Origin of the sequence: Flavicella sp. (genome assembly GCF_029238425.1) — a bacterium.
In the GTDB taxonomy this organism is placed as follows: Bacteria; Bacteroidota; Bacteroidia; order Flavobacteriales; family Flavobacteriaceae; genus Flavicella.
Map to the genome: position 1 here is coordinate 1 of NZ_JAQWGB010000091.1, position 25,516 is coordinate 25,516.

General features: G+C 34.0%; 20 protein-coding genes. 16 read left to right on the plus strand and 4 right to left on the minus strand.

Going from position 1 to position 25,516, the window contains the following annotated elements; genetic code table 11:
- The 9 genes from P8H68_RS06730 to P8H68_RS06770 form a co-directional block, all read left to right on the plus strand.
- Positions 1–1,212: ammonium transporter (locus P8H68_RS06730; RefSeq protein WP_300322730.1), on the plus strand; the 1,212-nt coding region annotated here is incomplete at its 5' end.
- A gap of 112 nt (positions 1,213–1,324) precedes the next feature.
- The gene (locus P8H68_RS06735; protein WP_300322732.1) at positions 1,325–1,663 is read left to right on the plus strand and encodes a P-II family nitrogen regulator; all 339 of its coding nucleotides are present in this window, start codon (positions 1,325–1,327) and stop codon (positions 1,661–1,663) included.
- A gap of 22 nt (positions 1,664–1,685) precedes the next feature.
- Complete coding sequence (gene amt / locus P8H68_RS06740) at positions 1,686–2,927, plus strand: ammonium transporter (protein ID WP_300322734.1); 1,242 nt, start codon at positions 1,686–1,688, stop codon at positions 2,925–2,927.
- 323 nt (positions 2,928–3,250) lie between these two features.
- Positions 3,251–7,765, plus strand: coding sequence for a glutamate synthase large subunit (gene gltB, locus P8H68_RS06745; protein WP_300322736.1), 4,515 nt, complete (start codon positions 3,251–3,253; stop codon positions 7,763–7,765).
- 2 nt (positions 7,766–7,767) lie between these two features.
- The gene (locus tag P8H68_RS06750; RefSeq protein WP_300322738.1) at positions 7,768–9,234 is read left to right on the plus strand and encodes a glutamate synthase subunit beta; all 1,467 of its coding nucleotides are present in this window, start codon (positions 7,768–7,770) and stop codon (positions 9,232–9,234) included.
- Between the two features lie 157 nt (positions 9,235–9,391).
- Positions 9,392–10,057: a TetR/AcrR family transcriptional regulator gene (locus tag P8H68_RS06755; protein WP_300322740.1), complete on the plus strand. Its 666-nt coding sequence runs from the start codon at positions 9,392–9,394 to the stop codon at positions 10,055–10,057.
- Between the two features lie 31 nt (positions 10,058–10,088).
- Complete coding sequence (locus tag P8H68_RS06760; protein ID WP_300322767.1) at positions 10,089–11,678, plus strand: SulP family inorganic anion transporter; 1,590 nt, start codon at positions 10,089–10,091, stop codon at positions 11,676–11,678.
- 23 nt (positions 11,679–11,701) lie between these two features.
- Positions 11,702–12,307 carry a carbonic anhydrase family protein gene (locus P8H68_RS06765; RefSeq protein WP_300322742.1) on the plus strand — a complete coding sequence of 202 codons (606 nt, stop codon included), beginning with the start codon at positions 11,702–11,704 and terminating at the stop codon, positions 12,305–12,307.
- A 129-nt stretch (positions 12,308–12,436) separates the two neighbouring features.
- The gene (locus P8H68_RS06770; protein ID WP_300322744.1) at positions 12,437–14,641 is read left to right on the plus strand and encodes a radical SAM protein; all 2,205 of its coding nucleotides are present in this window, start codon (positions 12,437–12,439) and stop codon (positions 14,639–14,641) included.
- A gap of 77 nt (positions 14,642–14,718) precedes the next feature.
- On the opposite strand, the gene P8H68_RS06775 is transcribed toward P8H68_RS06770, so the two are convergent.
- Positions 14,719–14,970, minus strand: coding sequence for a type B 50S ribosomal protein L31 (locus P8H68_RS06775; protein ID WP_300322746.1), 252 nt, complete (start codon positions 14,968–14,970; stop codon positions 14,719–14,721).
- Between the two features lie 123 nt (positions 14,971–15,093).
- Here P8H68_RS06775 and P8H68_RS06780 point away from each other — a divergent pair, with 123 nt between their 5' ends.
- The 7 genes from P8H68_RS06780 (at position 15,094) to P8H68_RS06810 (ending at position 22,102) form a co-directional block, all read left to right on the plus strand.
- Positions 15,094–16,122 (plus strand): glutaminyl-peptide cyclotransferase, encoded by a 1,029-nt coding sequence (locus tag P8H68_RS06780; RefSeq protein WP_300322748.1) that lies wholly within the window; start codon positions 15,094–15,096, stop codon positions 16,120–16,122.
- Positions 16,123–16,200: 78 nt separating this feature from the next.
- Positions 16,201–17,718 (plus strand): hypothetical protein, encoded by a 1,518-nt coding sequence (locus tag P8H68_RS06785; RefSeq protein ID WP_300322750.1) that lies wholly within the window; start codon positions 16,201–16,203, stop codon positions 17,716–17,718.
- A gap of 20 nt (positions 17,719–17,738) precedes the next feature.
- Positions 17,739–18,419, plus strand: coding sequence for an SDR family oxidoreductase (locus P8H68_RS06790; RefSeq protein WP_300322752.1), 681 nt, complete (start codon positions 17,739–17,741; stop codon positions 18,417–18,419).
- Between the two features lie 9 nt (positions 18,420–18,428).
- Complete coding sequence (locus P8H68_RS06795; protein ID WP_300322754.1) at positions 18,429–19,022, plus strand: SprT-like domain-containing protein; 594 nt, start codon at positions 18,429–18,431, stop codon at positions 19,020–19,022.
- The gene (locus tag P8H68_RS06800; RefSeq protein WP_300322756.1) at positions 19,019–20,089 is read left to right on the plus strand and encodes a mannose-1-phosphate guanylyltransferase; all 1,071 of its coding nucleotides are present in this window, start codon (positions 19,019–19,021) and stop codon (positions 20,087–20,089) included. The genes P8H68_RS06795 and P8H68_RS06800 overlap by 4 nt, the downstream gene beginning before the upstream one ends.
- A gap of 28 nt (positions 20,090–20,117) precedes the next feature.
- Positions 20,118–21,581, plus strand: a complete 1,464-nt coding sequence (locus tag P8H68_RS06805) for a DUF389 domain-containing protein (protein ID WP_300322758.1) — start codon at positions 20,118–20,120, stop codon at positions 21,579–21,581.
- 23 nt (positions 21,582–21,604) lie between these two features.
- On the plus strand, positions 21,605–22,102 hold the full coding sequence (locus tag P8H68_RS06810) for a metallophosphoesterase family protein (RefSeq protein WP_300322760.1): 498 nt from the start codon (positions 21,605–21,607) through the stop codon (positions 22,100–22,102).
- A gap of 17 nt (positions 22,103–22,119) precedes the next feature.
- Here the strand turns inward: P8H68_RS06810 and P8H68_RS06815 are convergent, their stop codons facing one another.
- The 3 genes from P8H68_RS06815 to P8H68_RS06825 all read right to left on the minus strand — a co-directional run.
- Positions 22,120–23,769, minus strand: coding sequence for an ATP-binding cassette domain-containing protein (locus P8H68_RS06815; protein ID WP_300322762.1), 1,650 nt, complete (start codon positions 23,767–23,769; stop codon positions 22,120–22,122).
- Between the two features lie 34 nt (positions 23,770–23,803).
- Positions 23,804–24,250, minus strand: coding sequence for a cysteine peptidase family C39 domain-containing protein (locus P8H68_RS06820; RefSeq protein ID WP_300322765.1), 447 nt, complete (start codon positions 24,248–24,250; stop codon positions 23,804–23,806).
- A partial coding sequence (locus P8H68_RS06825) for an HlyD family efflux transporter periplasmic adaptor subunit (RefSeq protein WP_300322766.1) occupies positions 24,247–25,516 on the minus strand: 1,270 nt, incomplete at its 5' end. The genes P8H68_RS06825 and P8H68_RS06820, both read right to left, overlap by 4 nt.

Sequence of the window (25,516 nt, forward strand, 5' to 3'; positions counted from 1 at the left end):
ATGGGAATGTTATGGATGCTTATATCAGGTATCTTAGTATTCTTAATGCAAGCAGGATTTACAATGGTTGAATCTGGAATGACACGTTCTAAGAACGTTGTGAACATTGCAATGAAAAACGTATTAGATATTGCCGTAGGATCTTTAGTATTCTGGTTTATCGGATACTCTTTAATGTACGGAGAAACAAATGGATATATCGCTTGGGGTGGTTTAATGTATAACCAAGGACCTGCTGATTTATTTTTCCAAACAGTATTCTGTGCAACTGCTGCGACAATCGTTTCTGGAGCTATTGCAGGTAGAACTAAATACACAACTTATATTATCTTTTCAGTAGTTTTAACTGCTATCATTTACCCAATCGCTGGTGGATGGCAATGGAACGGTGACGGATGGTTAGCTCAAAAAGGGTTTATCGATTTCGCTGGATCTTCTATCGTACACGCTGTTGGTGGATGGGCTGCATTAATTGCTGCAATCTTAGTTGGACCTAGAATTGGAAAATACATTGACGGTAAAGCTGTTAATATTCCTGGGCATAATAAAATGTACGCTGCAATTGGTGTATTTATCTTATGGTTTGGATGGTTCGGATTCAACGGAGGATCTCAATTAGCTTGGGGTGGTGATGATGCTGTTGGTGCTTCTATGGTTGTATTAGTTACAAACTTAGCTGCTGCCGCTGGAGCTGTTGCTGCATTAGCATTGACTTGGATCAAATACGGAAAACCAAACTTAGACATGACTTTGAATGGAGCCTTAGCTGGATTGGTAAGTATTACTGCTGGTTGTGGAAACATGACAGAAGGTGGTGCAATCATTGCCGGATTCATTGGAGGTATCATTGTGGTTCTTTCTATGGAGTTTGTTGAGCAAAAACTTAAAATTGATGATGCTGTAGGTGCATTCTCTGTACACGCTATTGGTGGTGCATGGGGTACTTTAGTTATCGGATTATGGGGTGTTGACGGAGATACAGCTATCGGTTTATTAAACGGTGGTGGAGCTTCTCAGTTCATGACTCAATTGGTTGGAACTTTAGCTTATGCTGCATGGGCAGTTGTTACTTCTTTAATTTTCTTAACTATCTTAAAGAAAACTATTGGATTAAGAGTTACTGAACAGGAAGAAATTGAAGGATTAGATCTTTCTGAGCACGGAGCTTTGGCTTACCCTGGAGAACGTGTAAGAGAAATGGAAGACAAATAAAAAAGACATTCGTCTTGATCATAAAATCACATAAAGAATTTTATTCTTTATGTGATTTTTTTCATGATTTATTATTTCTTTACAAGAAATAAAACTTTAAAACTTATCTATTATGAAAAAAATTGAAGCAATCATCAGAAAATCAAAATATTCTGCTGTAAAAAAAGCCCTACACGATGTAAACGTAAATTTCTTTACGTACTGGGATGTAACGGGACAAGGAAATGAAAAAATTGGGCACGTATACAGAGGTGTTGCCTATAGCACAAGTGATATTCAAAGACGTCATATTTCTATCATCGTAAACGATGATTTTGAACAAGCAACTATCGATGCCGTTCTTTCTTCTGCAGCAACTGGAGAAATAGGAGATGGAAAAATCTTTGTATCAGATGTTACCACTGCATATAGAATCCGTACCGGAGAACAAGGAGAAGATACTTTAAAATAAAAATTATTTAAATTAAAACATTATGGACGCAGGTTTATTTACAGCGAACAACGTATGGATGATGCTTTGTACCGCATTGGTATTTTTCATGCATTTAGGTTTCTCTTTATTAGAAATCGGATTGACAAGACAAAAAAACACAATCAATATTTTATTTAAAAATGTATTTATTGTTTGTACAGGTTTATTACTATACTGCTTGGCAGGTTTTAACTTAATGTACCCAGGAGACTTCAACCTTATTGGTGACGGAGTTTTAGGTTTTGCAGGTTTTGGTATTTATGCTCCTGAAGGGGGAATGACTGCTGAATACGCTTCTGGAGGTTATACATGGTGGACTGATTTCTTATTCCAAGGAATGTTTGCCGCTACTGCAGCAACGATCGTTTCTGGTGCTGTAGCTGAAAGAGTAAAATTAACTACATTCATGGTATTTACTATCCTTTATGTTGGTTTGGTTTACCCTATCGTAGGAGCATGGAAATGGGGAGGTGGTTTCTTAGACGCAATGGGCTTCTACGATTTCGCTGGTTCTACATTAGTTCACGGAGTTGGTGGATGGGCTGCATTGGTAGCGATCTGGCTGCTTGGTGCTCGTATTGGAAAATTTGACCAAGACGGTAACCCTAAAGTAATTCAAGGTCACAACATTCCATTGGCAACTGCTGGTGTATTGATTTTATGGTTAGGATGGTTCGGATTTAATGGTGGTTCAGTATTATCCGCTGATCCTGAATTAACTTCTTTGACTTTAGTAACAACATGTTTGGCAGCTGCAGCTGGTGGAGTTGGTGCATTCGCATTCTCTCAAATCCTTTACAAGAACTTTGATTTAACTATGTTCTTAAACGGAATCTTAGGAGGATTAGTAGGAATTACTGCTGGTGCTGATCAAATGAGTCCTACGGATGCTATTTTAATTGGTATCATTGCAGGTATCATTATCGTATTGGCCGTTGCCCTGGTAGACAAATTAAGACTAGATGATCCAGTAGGTGCTGTTGCAGTTCACCTTATCTGTGGTATCTGGGGAACTTTAGCTGTTGGTATCTTCGGAGCTATGGCAAGCGTTGAGCAGTTCTTCACTCAGTTAACAGGAGTTGCTGTTGTTGGTGCTTTCTGTTTATCTACCTCTTTTATTATCCTATTCACACTTAAGAAAACAATGGGATTAAGAGTTTCAGAAAAAGAAGAAATCGAAGGATTAGATTCTGCTGAACACGGAATGAGCGCATATCCTGATTACAGAATGAATGATCACTAAAAAATCCTCTAAAATTCAGAGAATTAACTTATAAATACAAAAGCGACTTTGATCTTTCAAAGTCGCTTTTTTCATTTTCATAATTCAAGTGATTCCCTTTTGCTAAATCATCTACATCGATATAGTGCCATTTCATTATTCGTAAACATTTCAACTCTTTTGATAGTGATATAGCATTATCAATTATTTTCTATTGATAATTTTCACATTTAACAATATTGCGACAACTATATTGTAATAAATACATTTTTATTTTTTCTATCCCCTTTCTATTGGTTTTTAATATTGAAATTACGTAATTTTGCGTTCTTATTTTCAAGATTATGATAGAAAAACAAGGTCTATATTTACCAGAATTTGAACACGAAAACTGTGGAGCAGGTTTTATTTGTAACCTAAAGGGTGAAAAAACAAATCAAATCATCCATGATGCATTGGAAATTTTAGTAAAACTAGAACACCGTGGAGGTGTAAGTTCTGATGGAAAAACAGGAGATGGAGCTGGATTGCTAATTGACATTCCTCATGATTATTTCTCGCGAGTTTGTGATTTTGAAATCCCTGCACAGAGAGAATATGCAGTTGGAATGGTTTTTTTACCAAAAACACAAAACCAATACCAATATTGTAAAGATATATTCGAAAAAGAAATAAAAGCGCAAGGTTTATCTATCCTAGGATGGAGAACTGTTCCTGTTGACTCTAGTCAACTAGGTGAAATCGCCTTGGCTTCAGAACCAAATATTGAACAAATCTTTATTGGAAAGACAGAAGACATTGAAGAAAACATCTTTAATGCTAAATTATATGCGGCTCGTAAAATTACTGAGCATGCTATTAGTTCTTCTAAAATGTCTGAAAACTCATACTTCTACTTACCTAGTTTATCAAACACCACTTTGATATACAAAGGTATTATTATGCCAGAAGACATTGGTCCTTACTATACAGATTTACAACAGTCTGATTTAGTAACAAGACTAGCTCTTGTGCACCAAAGATTCTCTACAAATACAATGCCTGCATGGGAATTGGCTCAACCGTTTAGATACATGTGTCAAAATGGAGAAATCAATACTTTAAGAGGTAACGTTAGTAGAATGCGTGTTCGTGAGGAAATCATGAAAAGCGAAGTTTTTGGACCACAAATAGATAAACTATTCCCAATCATCTTACCAGGGAAGTCAGATTCTGCTTCTATGGATATGGTTGTTGAATTATTAACACATACAGGTCGTTCATTGCCAGAGGTAATGATGATGATGATTCCTGAAGCATGGGAAAAAGATGCTACCATGTCTGAAGAAAGAAAAGCATTTTACGAGTACAATGCTTGTTTGATGGAACCATGGGATGGACCAGCTTCTGTACCTTTTACAGATGGTGATTATGTTGGTGCTTTGTTAGACCGTAATGGTTTAAGACCTTCTCGTTATACGGTTACTAAGAGTGGAAAACTTATTATGGCATCAGAAATTGGTGTTGTAGAAGTTGCTGCAGAAGATGTAGTTAGCCACGGTAGATTGGAACCAGGAAAAATGTTCTTGGTAGACATGAACGAAGGTCGTATCATCAAGGATGAAGAAATCAAAAGTAAAATTGTTTCTGAAAGACCTTATAAAGAATGGTTAGACAAAACTAGATTACATTTAAAAGACGTACCACAAGCAAGTACTGAGTGTCCAGTTGAAACTTTGGACATTGCTACTAGGTCTCGTTTATTCAATTATACAATTGAAGATATTCAAGAAGTGATTACTCCAATGGCACAAGTTGGTAAAGAAGCTCTTGGATCAATGGGTATTGATACACCATTGGCAGTATTATCAGATAGACCACAATTAATTTCTAACTACTTCAAGCAATTATTTGCCCAAGTAACGAATCCACCATTGGATGGTATTAGAGAAGAAATTGTAACAGATATTAGTTTAGCTTTAGGAAAAGATAGAAATATCTTTAGTATTACAGAAAGACAATGTAGAAAACTTCGCATTCAAAACCCTGTAATCTCTAACAACGACTTAGCTAAAATTAGAGATATAAATATCGAAGGTTTCCAAGCAGAAACGATTGAAATGTTATATCCTAAGGATAAAGGATTAAATGGTTTAGAAGATGCCTTGGACAATATTATTGTTCAAATCACAAAAGCGTTAGAAAGAGGTACAAATATCATTATCCTTTCTGATAGAGGTGTAAACAAAGAGTTTGCTCCAATTCCATCTCTATTGGCATGTTCTTTTGTAAATCATCAAATGAACCGTTTGCGTAAGCGTTCTTACTTCGATATTATTATCGAATCTGCAGAACCACGTGAGCCACATCACTTTGCTACTTTATTTGGTTATGGAGCAAGTGCAATTAACCCTTATATGGTTAATGAAATTATTAGAATGCAAGTGAAGCAAGGTTTCATCACAGATATGGATGAACAAAAAGCTGTTGACAACTTTAACAAGGCAATTGGGAAAGGTATTCTAAAAGTAATGAACAAAATTGGAATCTCTACTTTACACTCTTACAGAGGTTCACAAATATTTGAAATCGTTGGATTCAATTCTCAATTTGTTGAAAAATACTTCCCATACACTGCTTCAAGAATTGAAGGTATTGGATTGTATGAAATTGAAAAAGAAATCAATGAAAGATATAAATATGCGTATCCAGATACTCAAATCAAAAACCGTTTAGGTTTAAATATTGGTGGAGATTACAGATGGAGACGTAATGGGGAAAGACATATGTTTAACCCTACTACTGTTGCTAAATTGCAGCAAGCGGTAAGATTAAGTGATCAAGCTAGTTATGATGTTTATGCAAAAACAGTAAACGAACAAGCTGAAAACTTAATGACTATTCGTGGGTTATTTGAATTTGACAACTTGGATCCAATTCCATTGGAAGAAGTTGAACCATGGACTGACATTGTAAAGCGTTTCAAAACTGGAGCAATGTCTTATGGATCTATCTCAAGAGAAGCTCATGAGAACTTAGCAATCGCTATGAACCGTATTGGAGGAAAATCTAATTCTGGTGAAGGTGGAGAAGATAGAAGAAGATTCCAACCAAATGTGAATGGAGATAGCCGTAACTCTGCTATTAAGCAAGTGGCTTCTGGACGTTTTGGTGTAACTTCTCACTATTTATCAAGTGCGAAAGAAATTCAAATCAAAATGGCTCAAGGAGCTAAACCAGGAGAAGGTGGACAGTTGCCAGGAGAAAAGGTATTGCCTTGGATCGCATCTGCACGTAACTCTACTCCTTTTGTTGGATTGATTTCACCACCTCCTCATCATGATATTTACTCTATTGAGGATTTAGCACAATTAATTTACGATCTTAAAAATGCAAACAGAGCAGCTCGTATCAATGTTAAATTGGTATCTGAAGTTGGTGTTGGTACAATTGCAGCAGGAGTTTCTAAAGCAAAAGCTGATGTTGTATTAATCTCTGGATATGACGGTGGAACAGGAGCCTCTCCTTTAACATCCTTAAAACATGCTGGATTACCTTGGGAACTTGGTTTGGCTGAAGCACAACAAACTTTAGTATTAAATAACTTAAGAAGTAGAATTGTTGTTGAATGTGATGGACAATTGAAAACTGGACGTGATGTTGCAATCGCTGCTTTATTAGGTGCTGAAGAATTTGGATTTGCAACCGCTCCTTTAGTGGCTTCTGGATGTATCATGATGCGTAAGTGTCATTTAAATACATGTCCAGTAGGAATTGCTACTCAAGACAAAGACTTACGTAAAAACTTTAAAGGAACACCAGAACACGTAATTAACTTCTTCTACTATGTTGCTGAAGAATTAAGAACGATCATGGCTGAATTAGGTTTCAGAACTTTAGAGGAAATGGTTGGTCAAACGCATAAAATTAATGCTAATAAAGCGATCACTCACTACAAAGCTAAAGGATTGGATTTATCTGCAATCTTACACAGACCTACTGCTTATAGCGAAATGCCTGTTAAGAATACAGAAAAACAAGATCATGGTTTAGAAAATGTTTTAGATTTCCAAATCTTAAAAGATTCTCACCGTGCATTGTATAGAAAAGAGAAAATGACTCTTGAATATCCAATCATCAATACAGATCGTTCTGTTGGTGCTATTGTAAGTAATGAAATCTCTAAAATCTATGGACATTTAGGGTTACCTGAAGACACTTTAAATCTTAAATTTACTGGTTCTGCTGGACAAAGTTTAGGAGCCTTCAGTGCACCTGGATTGACATTTACTATAGAAGGAAATACAAATGATTACTTAGGTAAAGGATTATCTGGAGCTAAGCTGATCGTTAAAAAACCAGCTGCAGCAGACTTCGTAGCAGAAGACAATATTATTGTTGGTAACGTTTGTTTATTTGGAGCAGTAGAAGGTGAAGCATATATCAACGGTATTGCAGGAGAGCGTTTTGCTGTAAGAAACTCTGGAGCGACAACAGTTGTTGAAGGGGTTGGAGATCACGGATGTGAATACATGACTGGTGGTAAAGTGGTAGTACTTGGTAACACAGGTAGAAACTTTGCAGCTGGTATGAGTGGTGGTATCGCTTATATCTATGATCCAGAAAATAAATTTGTAAACGGATTATGTAATAAAGAAACTATTGAGTTTGAAGAAATCTTACCAGAAGATGCAGCAGACTTAAAAGGACTGATTGAAAAGCATGTTTTATATACTGATAGTAATAGAGGTAAAGAATTGTTGGCTGATTGGGACACTAGCTTAAGTAATTTTGTTAGAGTTATGCCAACTGAGTATAAAAAAGCCCTTGCTCGTTTAGCAAAAGGTGAAGTAATGGTTGAAGAATTAGAAACAGTATAACAATGGGAAAAGTAACAGGTTTTAAAGAATTCGAAAGAAAAGATGAAACATACACGCCTGTAAAAGACCGTGTAGAGAATTATAGTGAATTTACAGTTCCATTGAGTGACTCTGAAATTACAGAGCAAGGATCTCGTTGTATGGATTGTGGAATCCCATTTTGCCATAGTGGATGTCCACTTGGGAATTTAATTCCAGATTTCAACCATATGGTACACCAAGGGGAATGGAAAAAAGCTTCTTGGATTTTACACTCAACAAACAACTTCCCTGAATTCACAGGTCGTTTGTGTCCTGCACCATGTGAACAAGCATGTGTATTAGGAATTATTGAAGATCCTATTTCAATTGAAAATATAGAGAAAAATATAGTTGAGCGTGCCTTTAAAGAAGGTTGGATCAAACCGCAAGTGCCAAAAACAAGAACAGGTAAAACTGTTGCTGTTGTTGGTTCAGGACCTGCAGGTTTGGCAACAGCACAACAATTAAACAGAGCTGGTCATACAGTTACTGTTTTTGAAAGAGACGATGCTATCGGTGGATTGTTACGTTATGGTATTCCTAACTTCAAAATGGAAAAAGGAATTATTGACAGACGTGTAGCAATCTTAGAAGCAGAAGGAATCACTTTTAAAGTAAATGTAAACGTAGGTGTAAATTATGACGTTGAAGATTTAAAAGCATTTGATTCAATCGTTTTATGTGGTGGAGCAACAGAAAGAAGAAGTCTACCTACTCCAGGTATTGATGCTGATGGAGTTGTTCAAGCAATGGATTTCTTAACACAACAAACTAAAGTAGTTTTTGGACAAGAGATCAAAGATCAAGTTTTAGCAACTGACAAGGACGTTATTGTTATTGGTGGTGGTGATACGGGTTCTGACTGTGTTGGTACTTCTAACCGTCATGGAGCTAAATCTGTAACTAACTTTGAGATTATGCCTAAGCCTCCTGGACACAGAGCTGCCTCAACACCTTGGCCATATTGGCCACTACAGTTGAAAACATCTTCTTCTCATAAAGAAGGATGTGACAGAAACTGGTTGATCAACACTAAGGAGTTTATCAAAGATAAAAACGGAAAACTTACTGCTTTAAAAACCGTAAATGTAGAATGGAAAATGGTTCCTGGTCAAAGACCTCAATTGATAGAGATTGAAGGAACTGAGAAAACATGGCCTTGTGATTTAGCTCTTTTAGCATTAGGGTTTACAGGTCCAGAAAGTACATTGGCAGACAAATTAGGACTGGATAGAGATGTTCGTTCTAACTATAAGGCCGAGTATGGTTCTTACCAAACAAATGTTCCTAATATCTTCACTGCTGGTGATATGAGAAGAGGACAATCATTAATCGTTTGGGCTATTTCTGAAGGTAGAGAAGCTGCGAGACAAGTTGACATATATTTAATGGGTAAATCAGATTTACCTACTAAAAATGCTGCTGGAGATTTGGTTGGAATACAATAAACTTCTCTAGTGATACATAAAAAAACCTTTACTTTTTGTAAAGGTTTTTTTATGCAATAAACTTTCCTTCTAAAACATTTCCTTTCATAAAATCGTTGTTTTATTTGCATTTTCAATAGTAATACTATTATATTTACAAGAGGCAAGCAATATTTTTATGGAAGAATTACACATACATATTGAAATAGATTCTGAGTTATACACTAAAAACCCAGACTCTTCAGCCTTGGGAAAAAAAATAATCTCCAACAGCATTGAGCTTATTTACGAGATTGGTTTTGAGCAATTTACTTTCAAAAAACTTGGATTAAAAATAAGTTCACCTGAAAGCTCTATTTATAGATACTTTGAGAACAAACATCGATTGCTTATTTATTTAACAAGTTGGTATTGGACTTGGATGGAATACAAACTACTTTTCGCTACCACTAATATCGAATCTCCCGCTGAACGACTAGGAAAGTCTTTAGACCTGCTTACGAAACCTGTTTTAATTGATAATGATTTTTCCTATGTAAATGAAGTACTATTAAGTGCCATTATTTTTTCTGAATCTACAAAAGCATATCATACGAAAAATGTTGATGAGGCAAATAGCAAGGGATCGTATACTGCTTTTAAATCAGTAGTAAACAGAGTTGCTGAAATAATTTTAGAAATAAAACCTGATTTTAAGTATCCACATATGCTTATCTCAACCGTTATTGAAGGAGCCCATCATCAAAAATATTTCTCTGAACATCTACCCTCACTTACAGATTTATCTGATGACAAAGAAGCTATCACAGACTTTTACAAAGAATTAGTATTTAATTTTCTATAAACCTAATAATACAATTGTCATGAATTCATCTATTTTTAAATCATTCAAGTCGGACTTACCCGCAAGTATTGTAGTGTTTTTTGTTGCCCTTCCTTTATGTTTAGGAATTGCATTAGCCAGTGGAGCTCCACCCTTTGCAGGAATGATTGCAGGTATTATTGGAGGTATCGTAGTTGGATCCATTAGTGGCTCGCAAATAGGAGTAAGTGGTCCTGCAGCAGGTTTGGCCGCTATTGTAATGACGGCAATCACTGATTTAGGTGGTTATGAAAATTTCTTGGTAGCTGTAGTTATTGGAGGAATTATACAAATCCTTTTTGGTATTATTAAAGCAGGTGTTATTGGATATTATTTTCCTTCATCGGTGATCAAAGGAATGCTTGTAGGAATAGGAATCATCATCATATTAAAACAAATACCTCATTTTTTTGGATATGACACCAACCCTGAAGGAGATTTTGATTTCTTTCAGGTAAATGGTAATAATACCTTTTCCGATATCTTAAACGCAATAAACTCCGCGAATATGAGCGCCACCTTAATTGGAACACTCGCTTTAATTCTAATTATTTATTGGAGCAATGTTCTTTCAAAGAAAGGAAAATTTTTCACGTTAATCCAAGGACCTTTCGTAGCCGTAATTATGGGAGTTGTATATTACAGCTTGACTAAATCTAGTGCATCTATGGAGATGCTCCCAGAGCACTTGGTTAAAGTTCCGATACCTGAAAGTGTCGATTCCTTTCTTGCACAATTCTCTTTGCCTAATTTTGCAGCTATATCCAATAAAAACGTGTGGATCACAGGTTTTACAATTGCGCTAGTAGCCAGTCTAGAGACCTTATTATGTGTAGAAGCAACTGATAAAATTGACCCAAAAAAAAGAATCACTCCTACAAACAGGGAATTATTTGCACAAGGAACCGGGAATATTTTATCTGGTATGATTGGAGGTCTGCCAATTACCCAAGTTATTGTAAGAAGTTCAGCCAACATCCAATCTGGTGGACAAACAAAACTTTCAGCAATTGTTCATGGATTTTTATTATTGATATCCGTTATAGCAATTCCCACGGTACTAAATATGATACCGCTTGCTGTTTTAGCAGCGATTTTACTGATTGTAGGATACAAATTAGCGAATCCAGCTACTTTTAAAAAAGTATACAAATTAGGTTGGCAACAATTTGTACCATTTATTGTAACCGTTCTTTTTGTTCAGTATAATTTGTTAGTAGGAATCGGTATTGGTTTAGTTATTGGGATTTTGGTAGTATTGTATAAAAGTTATTTAAATTCTCACTTTTTACATATCAAAGAAACCGATACTGATCATCATTATTTAAACATGGAATTTGCAGAAGAGGTAACTTTTTTCAACAAAGGTGCAATTATGCGAGAACTTGAAAAAATCCCTAACGATACATATTTAGAAATCAACTTACTAAAAACCAGGTTCCTAGACAATGACATTATAGAGGTATTAGAAGACTTTTTGTTAAAAGCAAAAAACAGAAACATCAATATCAAATTAAATTCAAAAAGAGGTGTTGTAGAAAACCCTGAAAGTTTTGTCGAATTTTTTAACAACAGACCCAAAAGTAAACTCTCAATTAACTAAAGACATTTATAAACATATACATCATGAAAGCACAAACGAAAGAAACTCAACAATTATTTACACCTGAATCTGTAATTGAAACATTAAAAACTGGAAACGAAAGATTTGTTGCAAACAATAAACTAAATAGAGATTTAAACAATCAAGTTAGTGACACAAGCGGAGGCCAATTCCCTTTTGCTGTAGTTTTGAGCTGCATCGATTCAAGGGTTCCTGCTGAAATAATTTTTGACCAGGGTATTGGAGATATATTTAGTGTACGTGTTGCAGGTAATGTAGTAAACGAAGATGTATTAGGCTCTATTGAGTACGGATGTAAAGTTGCAGGCTCAAAATCTGTAGTAGTTCTGGGACATACTAAGTGTGGTGCTGTTACAGCGGCTTGTAAACATGTAGAGCTAGGTAATATTACCGCTCTTTTGAGCAAAATACAACCGGCAGTTTCTAAAGTAAACAAACAGGAAGTAACTGCTGAATCTATTGAAGAGACAGCGATTACAAATGTTGAATTATCTGTTGAGCAAATAAAAGCAGAAAGTACAATTTTAGCTGAAATGGAAAAAAATGGAGAAATAAACATTGTAGGAGCATCTTACGATGTTGCAACTGGTAAAGTGACCTTTATCTAAAAATACCTCATTTACTTTTAGAAAAGCTTCCTTCTCTTATAAGGAAGCTATTTTATTTCAATACAATCTATAGCTCGTTAAATAACATAGTCCTGTCTTACTTTATGTATCTTTGTTAAAAGTTTAGATTTGACAAAAGCGCTATTAATAACACCTCCCTTTACCCAATTAAATACTCCTTATCCTGCAACTGCTTATATAAAAGGATTTTTAAACACCAAAAATATATCATGTCATCAATCTGATTTAGGTATTGAGGTCATCTTAGAACTTTTCTCAAAACATAGACTAGAAGACTTCTTTTCTTTCGCATTCGATTCTCAAAATATATCATCGGAAAATGCAAAACGAATATTTACATTGAGAGAGAACTACTTTACCACCATAAACACCGTTATAAGTTTTTTACAAGGGAAAAACCAAACCCTTGCTAGAATTATTTGCACTGATAACTTTCTACCTAGAGCTAGTAGATTTGAGCAGTTAGACGACCTAGAATGGGCTTTTGGAGCGATGGGAATGCAAGACAAGGCAAAACATTTAGCAACTCTGTATTTAGAAGATATTTCTGATTTTATTATAGAGTGCATAGACTCGAATTTTGGTTTTAGCCGTTATGCCGAGAGCATTGGTAAAAGTGCCAATAGTTTTGACGAACTTTATCATGAACTTTCATTAGATCTCAGCTATATAGACAGCATCACCTTAGAGATATTGGAACGAAAATTAGATGCCATCAAACCGACGCTTGTATGTCTTTCTGTTCCTTTTCCAGGAAATTTATTTAGCGCTTTTAGATGTGCCCAATACATAAAAAGTAATTATCCAGATATTAAAATAGCAATGGGTGGCGGATTCCCCAATACAGAATTGAGAGATTTGAAAGATATCCGAGTATTTGAATTCTTTGATTTTATCACTTTAGATGATGGAGAACTTCCCATTGAATTGATTCTTTCTAATTTAGAAAATCCAACTGAAGAAAATGAAGATTTTAATAAATTCAAAAGGACTTTATTGCTAGAGAACAATACTGTTGTGTATAATAATAGTTCCTTAAAATCCGATTATAAACAAAACAATGTAGGAACGCCAGATTACTCTGACTTGTTTCTAGACTCCTATATTTCCGTTATTGAAATTGCAAATCCTATGCACAGTTTGTGGAGTGACGGAAGATGGAACAAATTAACCATGGCCCATGGATGCTACTGGGGAAAATGTTCTTTTTGTGATGTTTCTCTTGATTATATTAAAATTTACGAACCCGTTGCAGCAAAAATTTTAGTTGATAGAATAGAAGAACTTATGGAGCAAACCGGAGAAAATGGATTTCACTTTGTTGACGAAGCCGCTCCCCCAGCCCTAATGAAGGCGGTTGCCATAGAGATTCTAAAAAGAAAACTAACCATCACGTGGTGGACAAACATTCGGTTTGAAAAAAGTTTTACACAAGAGCTTTGTATTTTACTAAAGGCTTCTGGTTGTATTGCTGTTTCAGGTGGTTTGGAAGTGGCTTCTGACCGATTATTGAAATTAATTGAAAAAGGAGTAACCGTAGAGCAAGTCGCACAGGTGACTAATCACTTGACTCAAGCCGGCATCATGGTTCACTCCTACCTTATGTATGGTTATCCGAGTCAGACTGTACAAGAAACAGTTGACAGTTTAGAAATGGTCCGACAACTTTTTGAAATAGGGACTATTCAATCTGGATTTTGGCACCAATTTTCACTAACTACTCATAGTCCAATTGGAAAAACACCTAAAGAATATGGGATTACTCCTCTATACAAGGACATACAATTTGCAAATAACGACGTTGACTTTAAGGACAAAACAGGAATTAACCACGACAAGTTTAGCAAAGGATTGAAAGCATCTATTTTCAATTACATGCATGGAATAGGGTTCGATTTGTCCACAAGAGATTGGTTTGATTTTAAAACACCAAAATCAACTATCACTCCTAATTATATTGAAACCTGTATTCAAAACAAAAATAGATTTTACACAAAACCCAATGCGCAAATTATTTGGCTTGGCACCGACCCTATTTTTGAAAGCTATAAAAAGACCAAAAAAAATAATTCATGGTCTATGATGCGTCTCTTTTTTCATACAACTACAGAAACGAAAGAATTTTCTTTAGAAGAAGAAAAAGGACGTTGGTTAATTGAATTCCTCCCCGATCTAAAAATATCGGCGAATATGTCTAAAATAAAATTTTCAGATCTTAAAAAAAGTTACGAAGAGAACTTTGAAGATTTTGAATTATTTTGGTATTCTAAGCCTATAGAAACCTTGAAGACAATTGGACTACTGACTGTCTAATTACCAAAGTATTGAAAGCAGAAAAAATCCTATCAAAATTTGATAGGATTTTATATAAACTAAAAAGTAAAAGAAGCTTACTTCTTGAACTTTGCGTATTTTGTCTTAAATTTATCGATACGTCCTGCAGTATCAACCAATTTAGATTTACCTGTGTAAAAAGGGTGAGATGTTCTAGAGATCTCTAATTTGATCAATGGATACTCAACACCATCAACATCTAAAGTTTCTTTTGTAGCAGCTGTAGAACGAGTTAAGAAAACATCATTGTTTGACATATCTTTAAAAGCAACCATTCTGTAGTTTTCTGGATGTATACCTTTTTTCATCTTTATATATTTTTAATCTTTAATTCTTTTTTTGAGACTGCAAATTTAACGATATTTTTTAGATTTCAAACAAATAAATTGTTTTATTTGTTATCAAAACTTTCTAATCCTAAAATTTCACAAATGTCAATTAAATTTCCCTTTGTTTTTTTTCTTTTAAGCCTAGTAATTATAGGATGTGGAGAAGATATTGAGTTCAAATTCAATGCTCCACAAAAAATTAACATAAATGAAAATTTAACATTATCTGTCAAAGAAACCAACGGAAAGGAATTGGATTCTATTCATTTTTTCTTGGATGGGAAAAGAATCACTGCAGAAAATAATGAGAGTATTTCCATTGCAAAAGAAGTTTTAGGGGTTCATACATTGACTTCAAGTATTTTTTATGATGGCATCTCAAAAAAGCTAAATAATAGAATTTATTTTCTAGCGGATCAGAAACCAAGTATATACACCTACAAATTAATAAACTCTTTCCCACATGACTCAAAAGCATTCACTCAAGGTTTAGAGTATCATAATGGTTTTATGTATGAAGGAACAGGTCAAAGAGGGGAATCTTCTATTAGAAAAACAGACCTAAAAACAGGAAAGGTTTTACAAATAAAGGAACTTGACGAAAAATATTTCGGGGAGGGAATTACCATCATGAATTCGAAACTTTTTCAATTGACTTGGCAATCAAAAATTGGGTTTATTTATGACTTAGAGACTTTTGAAAAAGTAGGCTCTTTTAGTTATGAAAAAAGCAAAGAGGGCTGGGGTTTTACCAACGACGGTAAAGAACTTATAAAATCTGATGGTACGGAGAGAATTTGGTTCCTTGACCCTAAAACACAAAAAGAAAAACGCTTTATCGAAGCATACACCAACACAAGAAAAGCGGAAAGCCTAAATGAAATTGAATATATTGACGGGAAAATTTATGCTAATATCTGGCAAAAGAACACCATCATTATCATAAACGCTACAAACGGAACCATCGAAGGAGTGGTCAACCTGAACAGTCTGAGAAACAAGGTATCCAAACCAGATCCGAATACAAGTTATGTACTCAATGGAATCGCTTATGATCGTATTGGAAAACGTTTATTTGTTACCGGTAAAAACTGGGATAAAATATTTGAAATTGAATTGGTTAAAAAATAAACCCAGCTTTTTAGTTTATTTACTTTAAGTCCCGTTGAAATTCTAAATAGTGTATCTTTACAAAAATGTAATTTATCGATGAAAAACCTTTTCGTTTATTCTATTTTGACAGTCATATTGCTTCTTTCTTTCTCTTGCAGAAAGGACTTTTCTACAATACCAAGTCAGAGTGATAATTTAAGTTTTTCCGCACCCAATGACACTATTTTTTTAGATACTGTATTTTCTAATATCAGTACGAGTACGTATTCCCTGAAAGTATACAACAACAGTTCCAACGATATTCACATCCCTTCTATTTATTTAGGAAGATCTGATTCATATTACAGATTGAATGTGGATGGTTTACCAGGAACTTCCTTTGATAATGTGCCCCTCAGAGCTAAGGATAGTTTGTTTATTTTTATAGAAGGAACAATCAATTACTCAGCAACAAATCCTATTTACACAGATTCAATTATTTTCGATTCTGGAATGAGCACTAAAAATATAAAATTGGTAACTCTCGTTCAAGATGCGCAATTTATTTATGTCAACAATGAAATAGACACGACTACGGTTGTCCCTTATTTTTTACCTGATGCCTCACCAAAAAACATCCATTATTTATCAGATGAGGAAATAGCAGTATTTAATGATGTTACCGACGAAAAATCTATCGTCTTTTATGGTTATTGTGGAGTTCCAGAAAACAAGACTCTAAGCATTGCCGCAAACAAAAAACTTCACTTCCATAAAAACTCGGCATTGGTTATTGAAAAAGACGCTAGTTTAATTATCAATGGAACACTTGACGAAAAAGTATTCATAGAAGGAGACAGGTTAGAACCCGAATTTAGTGACCGTCCTGGACAATGGGATGCCATTTGGTTGAGAGCAGGAAGCAAGGGAAACAGCATCAATTATTTGAACAACAAAAATGGACGTTTTGGAATTGTCTGCGATTCTCTTAGTACCGATGGTTCTACACCTACACTTACCATTAGCAATACAGAATTATACAATCATGCTGAGATAGGACTATTGGCCAATCACTCTAATATTAGTGGAGAAAACCTAGTAATAGGAAGCAGTAGAACTTCATCCATAAATATTATGAATGGAGGAAACTATGATTTTAACCATTTGACAATTGCCAATTACTGGTCAGAAAGTATTAGAAGAGGAAGCAGCTTGCAAATTAGCAATATCAGATCGAATGGTTTTCCTGAAGAAACTGCCACTGACTTAACCTTTAACATAAGTAATTCTATCATCGATGGAAATACAACTAACGAATTATTCTTGGAGAAAAACGAGTCTGACTTATTTTCTTACTTTTTCCAAAATTGTATGTTCAAACAATCCGAATCTTCTGAGGATCCCTTGTATGACTTTACGGACCCAACCAAATATTTAGATAATATTTTCAATGTAAACACAAACTATCTAGATACTTCAATGAATAAATTTGAAATTGGAGAAGAAAGCGAATTGATCAACAAAGGAGATATTACCAGTGCTGCAAAAACGCCCTTGGATTTAATTGAAACCGACAGAACAACAGCACCAGATATTGGAGCCTATCAACATATTATTTTCCCTGAAGAGGAATAAAATTCACATACTTACAAAAAATGAAAAACGTAGTTATCACCGGAACCAGCAGAGGAATTGGTTTTGAATTAGCGCAGTTATTTGCAAAAAATGATTTCAATGTATTAGCACTTTCTAGAAACTCCAATACTCTAGAAGCCATAAATCATAAAAACATCACAACCCTACCAGTAGATCTGACAGATGAAAAATCATTAGAATTAGTCTCCGAATTTGTCAAAAACAACTGGAAACAAGTAGATATATTGATTCACAACGCAGGAACTCTATTAAACAAAGAATTTTCTCAAACAAGCACTGAAGATTTTATAAATGTATACCAGGTAAATGTTTTTGCCGTAGCTTCTCTTACACAATGTTTGTTGCCGTTTTTTGTTGAAAACACCCATACAGTAACCATAAGTAGCATGGGAGGAGTTCAAGGAAGTATGAAGTTTGCAGGACTTGCTGCTTATAGTTCTTCTAAAGGAGCGGTGATTACCCTATCTGAATTATTGGCTGAAGAATATAGAGATCAAGGTTACAAGTTTAACGTTCTGGCCATCGGAGCTGTTCAAACAGAAATGCTAGCAGAAGCTTTTCCGGATTATCAAGCTCCCTTACATCCTTTAGAAATGGCCCAATATATTTTTGATTTTGCCAATACCGGAGCAAAATTCTACAACGGTAAAGTTCTACAAGTATCTAGTACAACTCCATAAAAATCATTTTTGAAAAGTATATTCGAATACATTCCTACAGGAGCACACAGCACTATTGCGCACTATTTATCTGAAAAAGATTTAAGAGTGCAAATAAAAAATGAACGTGTCACAAAACATGGTGACTTTAGAAAAACAAAAAAAGGAGATTATCTGATTACCATCAACAATAATTTAAATTCTTTTCAATTTTTATTGACTTTGGTTCATGAAATTGCTCACTATAAAACTTACAAAAAATTTGGTCGTGTAAAACCACATGGTGTAGAATGGAAACTTACCTTTAAAGACTTGATGCTTCCTTTTCTTAGACCTGAAATTTACCCGAATGACATATTACCGCATTTGGCCAAATATTTATTAAATGCCAAAGCCAGCACCGATAGTGACCCTCGACTTTCACTAGCCTTAAAACAACAGATAAAAAATCCCAATAAAAATTATATCTTTGAGTTAAAAATTGGAACTGAATTTGAATTCAAACAAAGATCTTTTGTGTTGTTAGAAAAAAAACGAACAAGGTCTATTTGTTTGGATAAAAAATCCAAAAAAAAATATTTAATACACTTAAACTCTGAGGTAGAAGCTCAAACTAGACTATGAATAAAAATAATTACGCAGTTATTATGGCCGGTGGAATCGGATCTAGATTTTGGCCAATAAGTACATCTGAAACACCAAAACAATTTCATGACATGTTAGGTGCTGGAGTTTCCTTGATACAAAAGACATTTGCGAGATTGGAATCATTAGTTCCTTCAGAAAATGTAATTATTGCTACCAATGGCAAATACAAAGACATTGTTCTTAGACAATTGCCAAGTATCTCAGAAAACCAATTGTTTTTGGAGCCTGCGATGAGAAATACGGCACCTTGTATCTTAGCAACTGCTTTAAAAGTACACAGTCAGAATCCTGACGGGGTAATGATTATTGCTCCTTCTGATCATTGGATAGAAGACGAGGAAGAGTTTATAAGAAATATTCAAACGTCTTACGATGCTTGTAATGAAGCAGAAATTTTAATGACTTTAGGAATCAAGCCAAACTCACCAAATACAGGATATGGTTATATTCAATTCAATGAAGATTCTTCAGAAATTAAAAAGGTAAAACAGTTTACAGAAAAACCAAACCTTGAAAAGGCAAAAGAATTCTTAGCACAAGGTGATTACCTTTGGAATGCTGGAATCTTTGTTTGGTCGGCAAAAAGCATTATCAAAGCTTTTCAAGATCATTTACCCGAAATGTATGCTTTATTTCAAGAGGGTGAATCTACTTGGAATACAGACAAAGAACAAGCGTTTGTGGATGCTAATTATGCAAAAGCACAAAATATCTCAATCGATTTTGGAATTATTGAAAAAGCAAACAACGTTCATGTACTACCCGTTGAATTTGGATGGAATGATTTAGGTACTTGGGGTTCATTATATGACAAAAAAGCAGAATCTAAATCTGAGAATGTTACTATTGGAGGTGAGGCTATCTACAGAGAGTCTGAAGGAAACATAGTAAAAACTCAATCTCACAAAAAAGTAGTTATCCAAGGTTTATCAAATTTTATTGTTGCAGAGAAAGACGGCGTATTATTGATTTGCCCTAAGGAAAACGAACAAGAAATTAAAGAGATTGCAGCTCAGGCAAAAGATCAATTCGGAGAGATTTAAAAATCTTTTTGAGCGATAACATATTTACATGGAAAACAAAGATCAGGAAACCGAAAAACTAGAAGAACATAAAGAAGAGGTAAAGAAAAGTTCTTCTGCCCTTATTCAAAGTGTAAGAACCTTCTTGGTTAACCTTTTGGATATTCGTGAGGGAACGGATCAAAAGGAAACCATCCAAAAAATCAAAGATGGTATCCAAGTAAAAAGTCACACCGCCTGGATTCTTATTTTCTCTATTCTAATTGCCTCTATAGGTTTAAACACTAGCTCTCCAGCAGTTGTTATTGGAGCCATGCTTATATCTCCTTTGATGGGACCTATTTTAGGAATTGGACTCTCTATTGGTATAAATGATATTGACACCTTAAGAAGTTCTCTTATTAACTTGGGTGTCATGGTTGGACTTAGTTTAAGTTCTTCTTTTATATTTTTTAGCATTCCTTTATTTCAGGAAGCCACACCAGAGATTATTGCAAGAACACAACCCGATGTTCGTGATGTTTTAATTGCCATAACTGGGGGACTCGCCTTGATTATTGCCCTGAGTAGAAAAAAAGAATTGACCAATACCATTGCGGGAATTGCCATTGCAACAGCTTTAATGCCTCCTCTATGTACAGCAGGATACGGATTGGCAACAATGAATTTCAAGTATTTTGGTGGAGCGATGTTTTTGTTTACCATCAACACCATTTTTATAGCGCTGGCTACTTTTGTAATTGTTAAGTTTTTGAACTTTCCAATGGTGCGTTATATCAATTCTGTAAAACGAAGAAAGATATCTCAGATAGCATCTACAGTGGCTTTGATTATTTTTGGGTTTAGTATTTATTTGTTTTATGGTCTTTTTAAAAAGAACCAATATATTTCAAATGCACAAAGTTATATTGAATTATTAGGAGAATCTACTGGTGCCGGTATCATCAATTCAAAAATAGACTATGCTACCAGGAATATTACCATTATCGTTTTAGGACATAATATCAAAAGAAGTGAACTTCCTATTTGGGAAGAAAAGTTACCTGCATACGGACTTGATAACACAACTTTAGAAATCCATCAAGATGAAGAAACTTCTAAGTTGATTGATGAAATTAATGTTATTAAAGGTTCTTATGTAAAAAACCAAGAATTGATCGCTTCTAAAGATGAATCTATTTTTGAAAAAGACGAAAAAATAAGAAATCTTACCTATACACTTGAAAAAATAGAAAAACGTCAAATTCCTTTTGTTAATATAAGTCAAGAAGCTAAAATAAATCACGATGGTTTGAAAGCTTTGAGTTTTTCTAACTTGATCAAAACGAATTTTGAAACAATAGACACCATTCCTGTCTTTCATATCCAATGGCATGATAGTATTTCAAACACCAAGGCTCAGGAAATACAATTAAAAAAATGGCTTAAACAAAGATTGCAATTGGATTCATTGCAACTTTACCATTTTTCTGGAATTGGTAACGAAAACTCCCAGGGTAAAAAAATTAAATAATTTGATTCTTTGCACTAATATTAATGAAAAAGATTCTTTTGTTATCAGACACCCATAGCCATATAGATGCTGGTATTTTAAAATATGTAGAGCAGGCAGATGAAGTCTGGCATGCCGGAGATATTGGTCAAATTGATGTAGCAGATCGCATAAAAAAACTTAAACCTTTTAGAGCTGTTTATGGTAATATAGATGATAAAACTGTAAGAGCAGAATTCCCCCTAGATTGCAGATTTCAAATAGAAGGTGTCTCCGTTTGGATTACTCATATAGGAGGATATCCAAATAAATATAATTTCAGAATATTGGATGAAATTAAAGCCAATCCTCCCAAATTATTTATCAGTGGTCACTCCCATATTTTAAAGGTCCAATACGATCAAAAACTGAACCTTTTACATATGAATCCTGGTGCTGCTGGTAAGCATGGGTTTCATCAAGTTCGAACGATGTTACGATTTGAAATTGATAAGGAAGAGATAAAAAACTTAGAGGTAATTGAATTAGCAGCTAAATTATAAGAATTATATAATTAAAATCAACTTTGATTTTCTATCAAATTACCATAAATCCCATTCATATTAATTAAACTTTCATGATTGCCTTGCTCCACTATTTCTCCTTTATCCAATACTAATATTTGGTCTGCGTCTCGAATTGTACTCAATCTATGAGCTACAACAACCATCATTTTATTTTTTAATTTATTTTTTAAATTTTTCAAAATCTTTTTTTCATTTACTGCATCCAATGTATTTGTTGCTTCATCAAAAATAATAAGTTGTGGATTTTTATAAACAACTCTTGCAATTAGCAAACGTTGTTTTTGTCCCTCGCTAATACCATGTCCATCTTCTCCAATTTTAGTTTTATAGCTTAATGGCAGTGATTCAACCCATTCTCTGATATTTGCAATTTCCAAAGCCTGTAAAAATCTCTCAAAATTAATAGAGTCATAACTTTTTAAAGTTATATTATTTAAAATCGTGTCTGAAAATATAAAACTATCCTGCATAACAACCCCACTATTTTCTCGCCAAGAATAATCATCTATAGTATCAACATTTCCCAATTTTATTTTCCCTCCAGAGGCGTTCCACATTTTTAATAGTAATTTTAACAAAGTAGCCTTACCACTGCCACTCTGCCCAACAATCGCCGTTACTTTACCAGATGGAATTGTGAAATTTATATCTGACAAAACCTTTGGTGATAAAATTCCTTCGTGTTGAAAAGAAACATTTTCAAAGACAATATCTTTATTTTTGAATTCTTTTAAGATAAACGGATAACTATCTTTCTCTTTATTCATAAGCACCTCACTCAATCTATCTAAACTTATGCTGGCGTCTTGGTAAGAGTGAATCAAACCTAAAAACGACATCAAAGGACCACTTATTTGACCTAAAATAAATTGAACAGACATCATCATACCCAAAGTCATTCTTCCATCAATAACCTCTTTTGCCATTATAACACTCATCACAATCCCTACAAAACTATTAATCACAACAGAACCCGATGATTGCAATTGGCCCCAAATAGTTGTTTTAATATCCAATCTAAATTGTTTCGCCTGTATTTTCTCCCAATCCCATCTTTTTTCTTTTTCTAAATTGTTTAATTTAATATCCCTATATCCTGTAAAAAGCTGCAACAGAGAATTCTGATTTTCTGAAGCTAACTTAAACCCTTCATGATCAAACTCTTTTCTTTTTTTCATAAAAACCAAAATCCATAAAACATAGACAAAGTTCCCAAAAACAAAAATTAATAATATTTTATAATTATAATATGCCATAATAGCAGTATAAATAATAAGATTTAAAGAACTAATTACTATCGAAAAAAAGCTATTGCTCATAAAAGATTCAATCCTAGAATTGTCTCCTATCCTTTGAAAAATATCTCCTAATGTTTTCGTTTCAAAAAAGACAAAAGGCATTTTTATCAATTTTGAAATATAGCCTATCAAAAAAGACAAACTCACGCGTATACTCAAATGAAGACTGACCCAGGCTTGAATAAATCCTACAACGGTACTACTTAAAGTTATCGCAAATTGACCACCTAATACTAAATAAATAAAACTTAAGTTTTTTCCTAAAATCCCTATATCAACGACAGACTGCGTAATAAAAGGTGTTATCAAACAAACAATACTTGAAAAAACAAGCGCTAATAACATTTGCAGAATCAAATTTTTATGTGATAAAAAATACTTAAAAAAAATAATTCCATTTTGGATTTTCCTGATCTTCAATATTATAAAAATCAGGAGTTACCTCTAGTAAAAGTGCCATATTCGATATCCATTTTTCAGAAAGCTCATTTCTTGTAAGGATGTATTTTCCTATCCCAGGATCAGCAATATAGAAATGACTTTTTTTCACTTTATACAATACTACAAAATGATTTTCATCAAAATGTAAAATACAAGGCAAAGGTGCTTTTTTATACAAATCTTCAAAACTAAGTTTAGTTCCTAAAGATTTAAGACCAAAATATTCAGCTGCATTACTAATACCGACAAAAGAAACTCCTTCTTTCGTTAAATACGATTTTTCTCTAATCGTTGTAAGAGAAATATTTTTCCCATAATGTTTTGCAACCATCCTAAGACATGTAGGGCCACAATCCATTATATCGTGTTGTTTGAACACCTTCATGTATTGTTTTCTATTTGTTTCTCTAAGAAATACTTTAAATTACTGAAAACCCTACTCAATAAACTTCTATCCTCTGTAATCAATTCTGCCTCACCTGAAAGACGCTGTTTGAATTCAATTTTTTTTTCGTAATCCGTCTCTAGTCTTTCTGGCAAACGAATTTTCACGAAATACATATCTTTTATTGGAAAATCAGAAATCTTCTCTATATATCCATCAATAGAACCATATTCTCTGTATGGAAAAGAATGTAACTTGATAATAGCCTTATTATTAACGTTTAGTTTTCCTGCTTTAATTACGGAAAAATTTCCATAGGCAAACATTTCTTGATCTCCTAATGGCAGAATTGTCAACACATAATTCCCCGCAGAAAGGTAATCACCACTATTAAACTCCTTGAATATTGAGATAGTACCGTTTATCGGTGCAGAAATGACAAAGGTATCACTCCATTGTTCAATCTGCGCATAAAGTGCTTTTGCCGCATTTTTAATATTTATTACAATTCGATTATAAAAGTGTTCTTTGTCAATCTGTAACTCCATCAATTGCTTCTGTAAATTAACAATCTTAGTTTTTTGATTTATCAAATCTTTTCTAATAACTTCTAATTGAATCTCTTTACTCAAAAGTCTTTGCGTTTGCTTTTCATACCCTGTCTCAGCAACAACACCTTTATCAAATAATTGTTTTGCTCTTCGTTCATCTTTTTCTACCATTTTTTTATCCTCAAGCTCTAACAACAAACGCTTTTCTGAACTAACTAAGGAATTATTTGTATTCTTAATAATATCCTCCAAAAATTGTATTCTTTTTTTGAAAGGCGTATACACTATATACTCGTTATATTCATCCAAATAAACAATCAATTCATTGTACTTATTTTGCAATGCACCAAGCTTTGAAAAATCATAATAAATAGGAATAGACTCTCCAGAAAAGGCTTCGTTTTCCAGCATTTCAATAAACTTTTTGAGTTTTTGAACATCATCGTAGGAAGCAGTATTTTCCAATAATATCAGTGGACTTCCTTTTTTCACAATCCTATCTGAATCATATCTAAATACTTTTTCAATTTTTGCATTGGTGGGGCTAACCAAATCTATAGGAGGATTTGGTGTGCTAATATAAACAGAAGCAGTAATAATATCAGGATACTTTACCAACCATGCAACAAACAGCAAAGTCAACAACATCAACAGCATACCACCTATCCCTAATCTAATTAACCAATTGGGTTTTTTACCTATTATTTCTTCTATA

Bases quoted from the DNA above. Each gene is read 5' to 3' on its own strand.
- P8H68_RS06790 (WP_300322752.1), top strand. From the start codon at position 17,739: ATGAAAAACGTAGTTATCACCGGAACCAGCAGAGGAATTGGTTTTGAA.
- P8H68_RS06775 (WP_300322746.1), bottom strand. From the start codon at position 14,970: ATGAAAAAAGGTATACATCCAGAAAACTACAGAATGGTTGCTTTTAAA.
- P8H68_RS06780 (WP_300322748.1), top strand. From the start codon at position 15,094: ATGTCAATTAAATTTCCCTTTGTTTTTTTTCTTTTAAGCCTAGTAATT.
- gltB (WP_300322736.1), top strand. From the start codon at position 3,251: ATGATAGAAAAACAAGGTCTATATTTACCAGAATTTGAACACGAAAAC.
- P8H68_RS06735 (WP_300322732.1), top strand. From the start codon at position 1,325: ATGAAAAAAATTGAAGCAATCATCAGAAAATCAAAATATTCTGCTGTA.
- P8H68_RS06755 (WP_300322740.1), top strand. From the start codon at position 9,392: ATGGAAGAATTACACATACATATTGAAATAGATTCTGAGTTATACACT.
- amt (WP_300322734.1), top strand. From the start codon at position 1,686: ATGGACGCAGGTTTATTTACAGCGAACAACGTATGGATGATGCTTTGT.
- P8H68_RS06805 (WP_300322758.1), top strand. From the start codon at position 20,118: ATGGAAAACAAAGATCAGGAAACCGAAAAACTAGAAGAACATAAAGAA.
- P8H68_RS06800 (WP_300322756.1), top strand. From the start codon at position 19,019: ATGAATAAAAATAATTACGCAGTTATTATGGCCGGTGGAATCGGATCT.
- P8H68_RS06750 (WP_300322738.1), top strand. From the start codon at position 7,768: ATGGGAAAAGTAACAGGTTTTAAAGAATTCGAAAGAAAAGATGAAACA.
- P8H68_RS06820 (WP_300322765.1), bottom strand. From the start codon at position 24,250: ATGAAGGTGTTCAAACAACACGATATAATGGATTGTGGCCCTACATGT.
- P8H68_RS06815 (WP_300322762.1), bottom strand. From the start codon at position 23,769: ATGTTATTAGCGCTTGTTTTTTCAAGTATTGTTTGTTTGATAACACCT.
- P8H68_RS06785 (WP_300322750.1), top strand. From the start codon at position 16,201: ATGAAAAACCTTTTCGTTTATTCTATTTTGACAGTCATATTGCTTCTT.
- P8H68_RS06765 (WP_300322742.1), top strand. From the start codon at position 11,702: ATGAAAGCACAAACGAAAGAAACTCAACAATTATTTACACCTGAATCT.
- P8H68_RS06810 (WP_300322760.1), top strand. From the start codon at position 21,605: ATGAAAAAGATTCTTTTGTTATCAGACACCCATAGCCATATAGATGCT.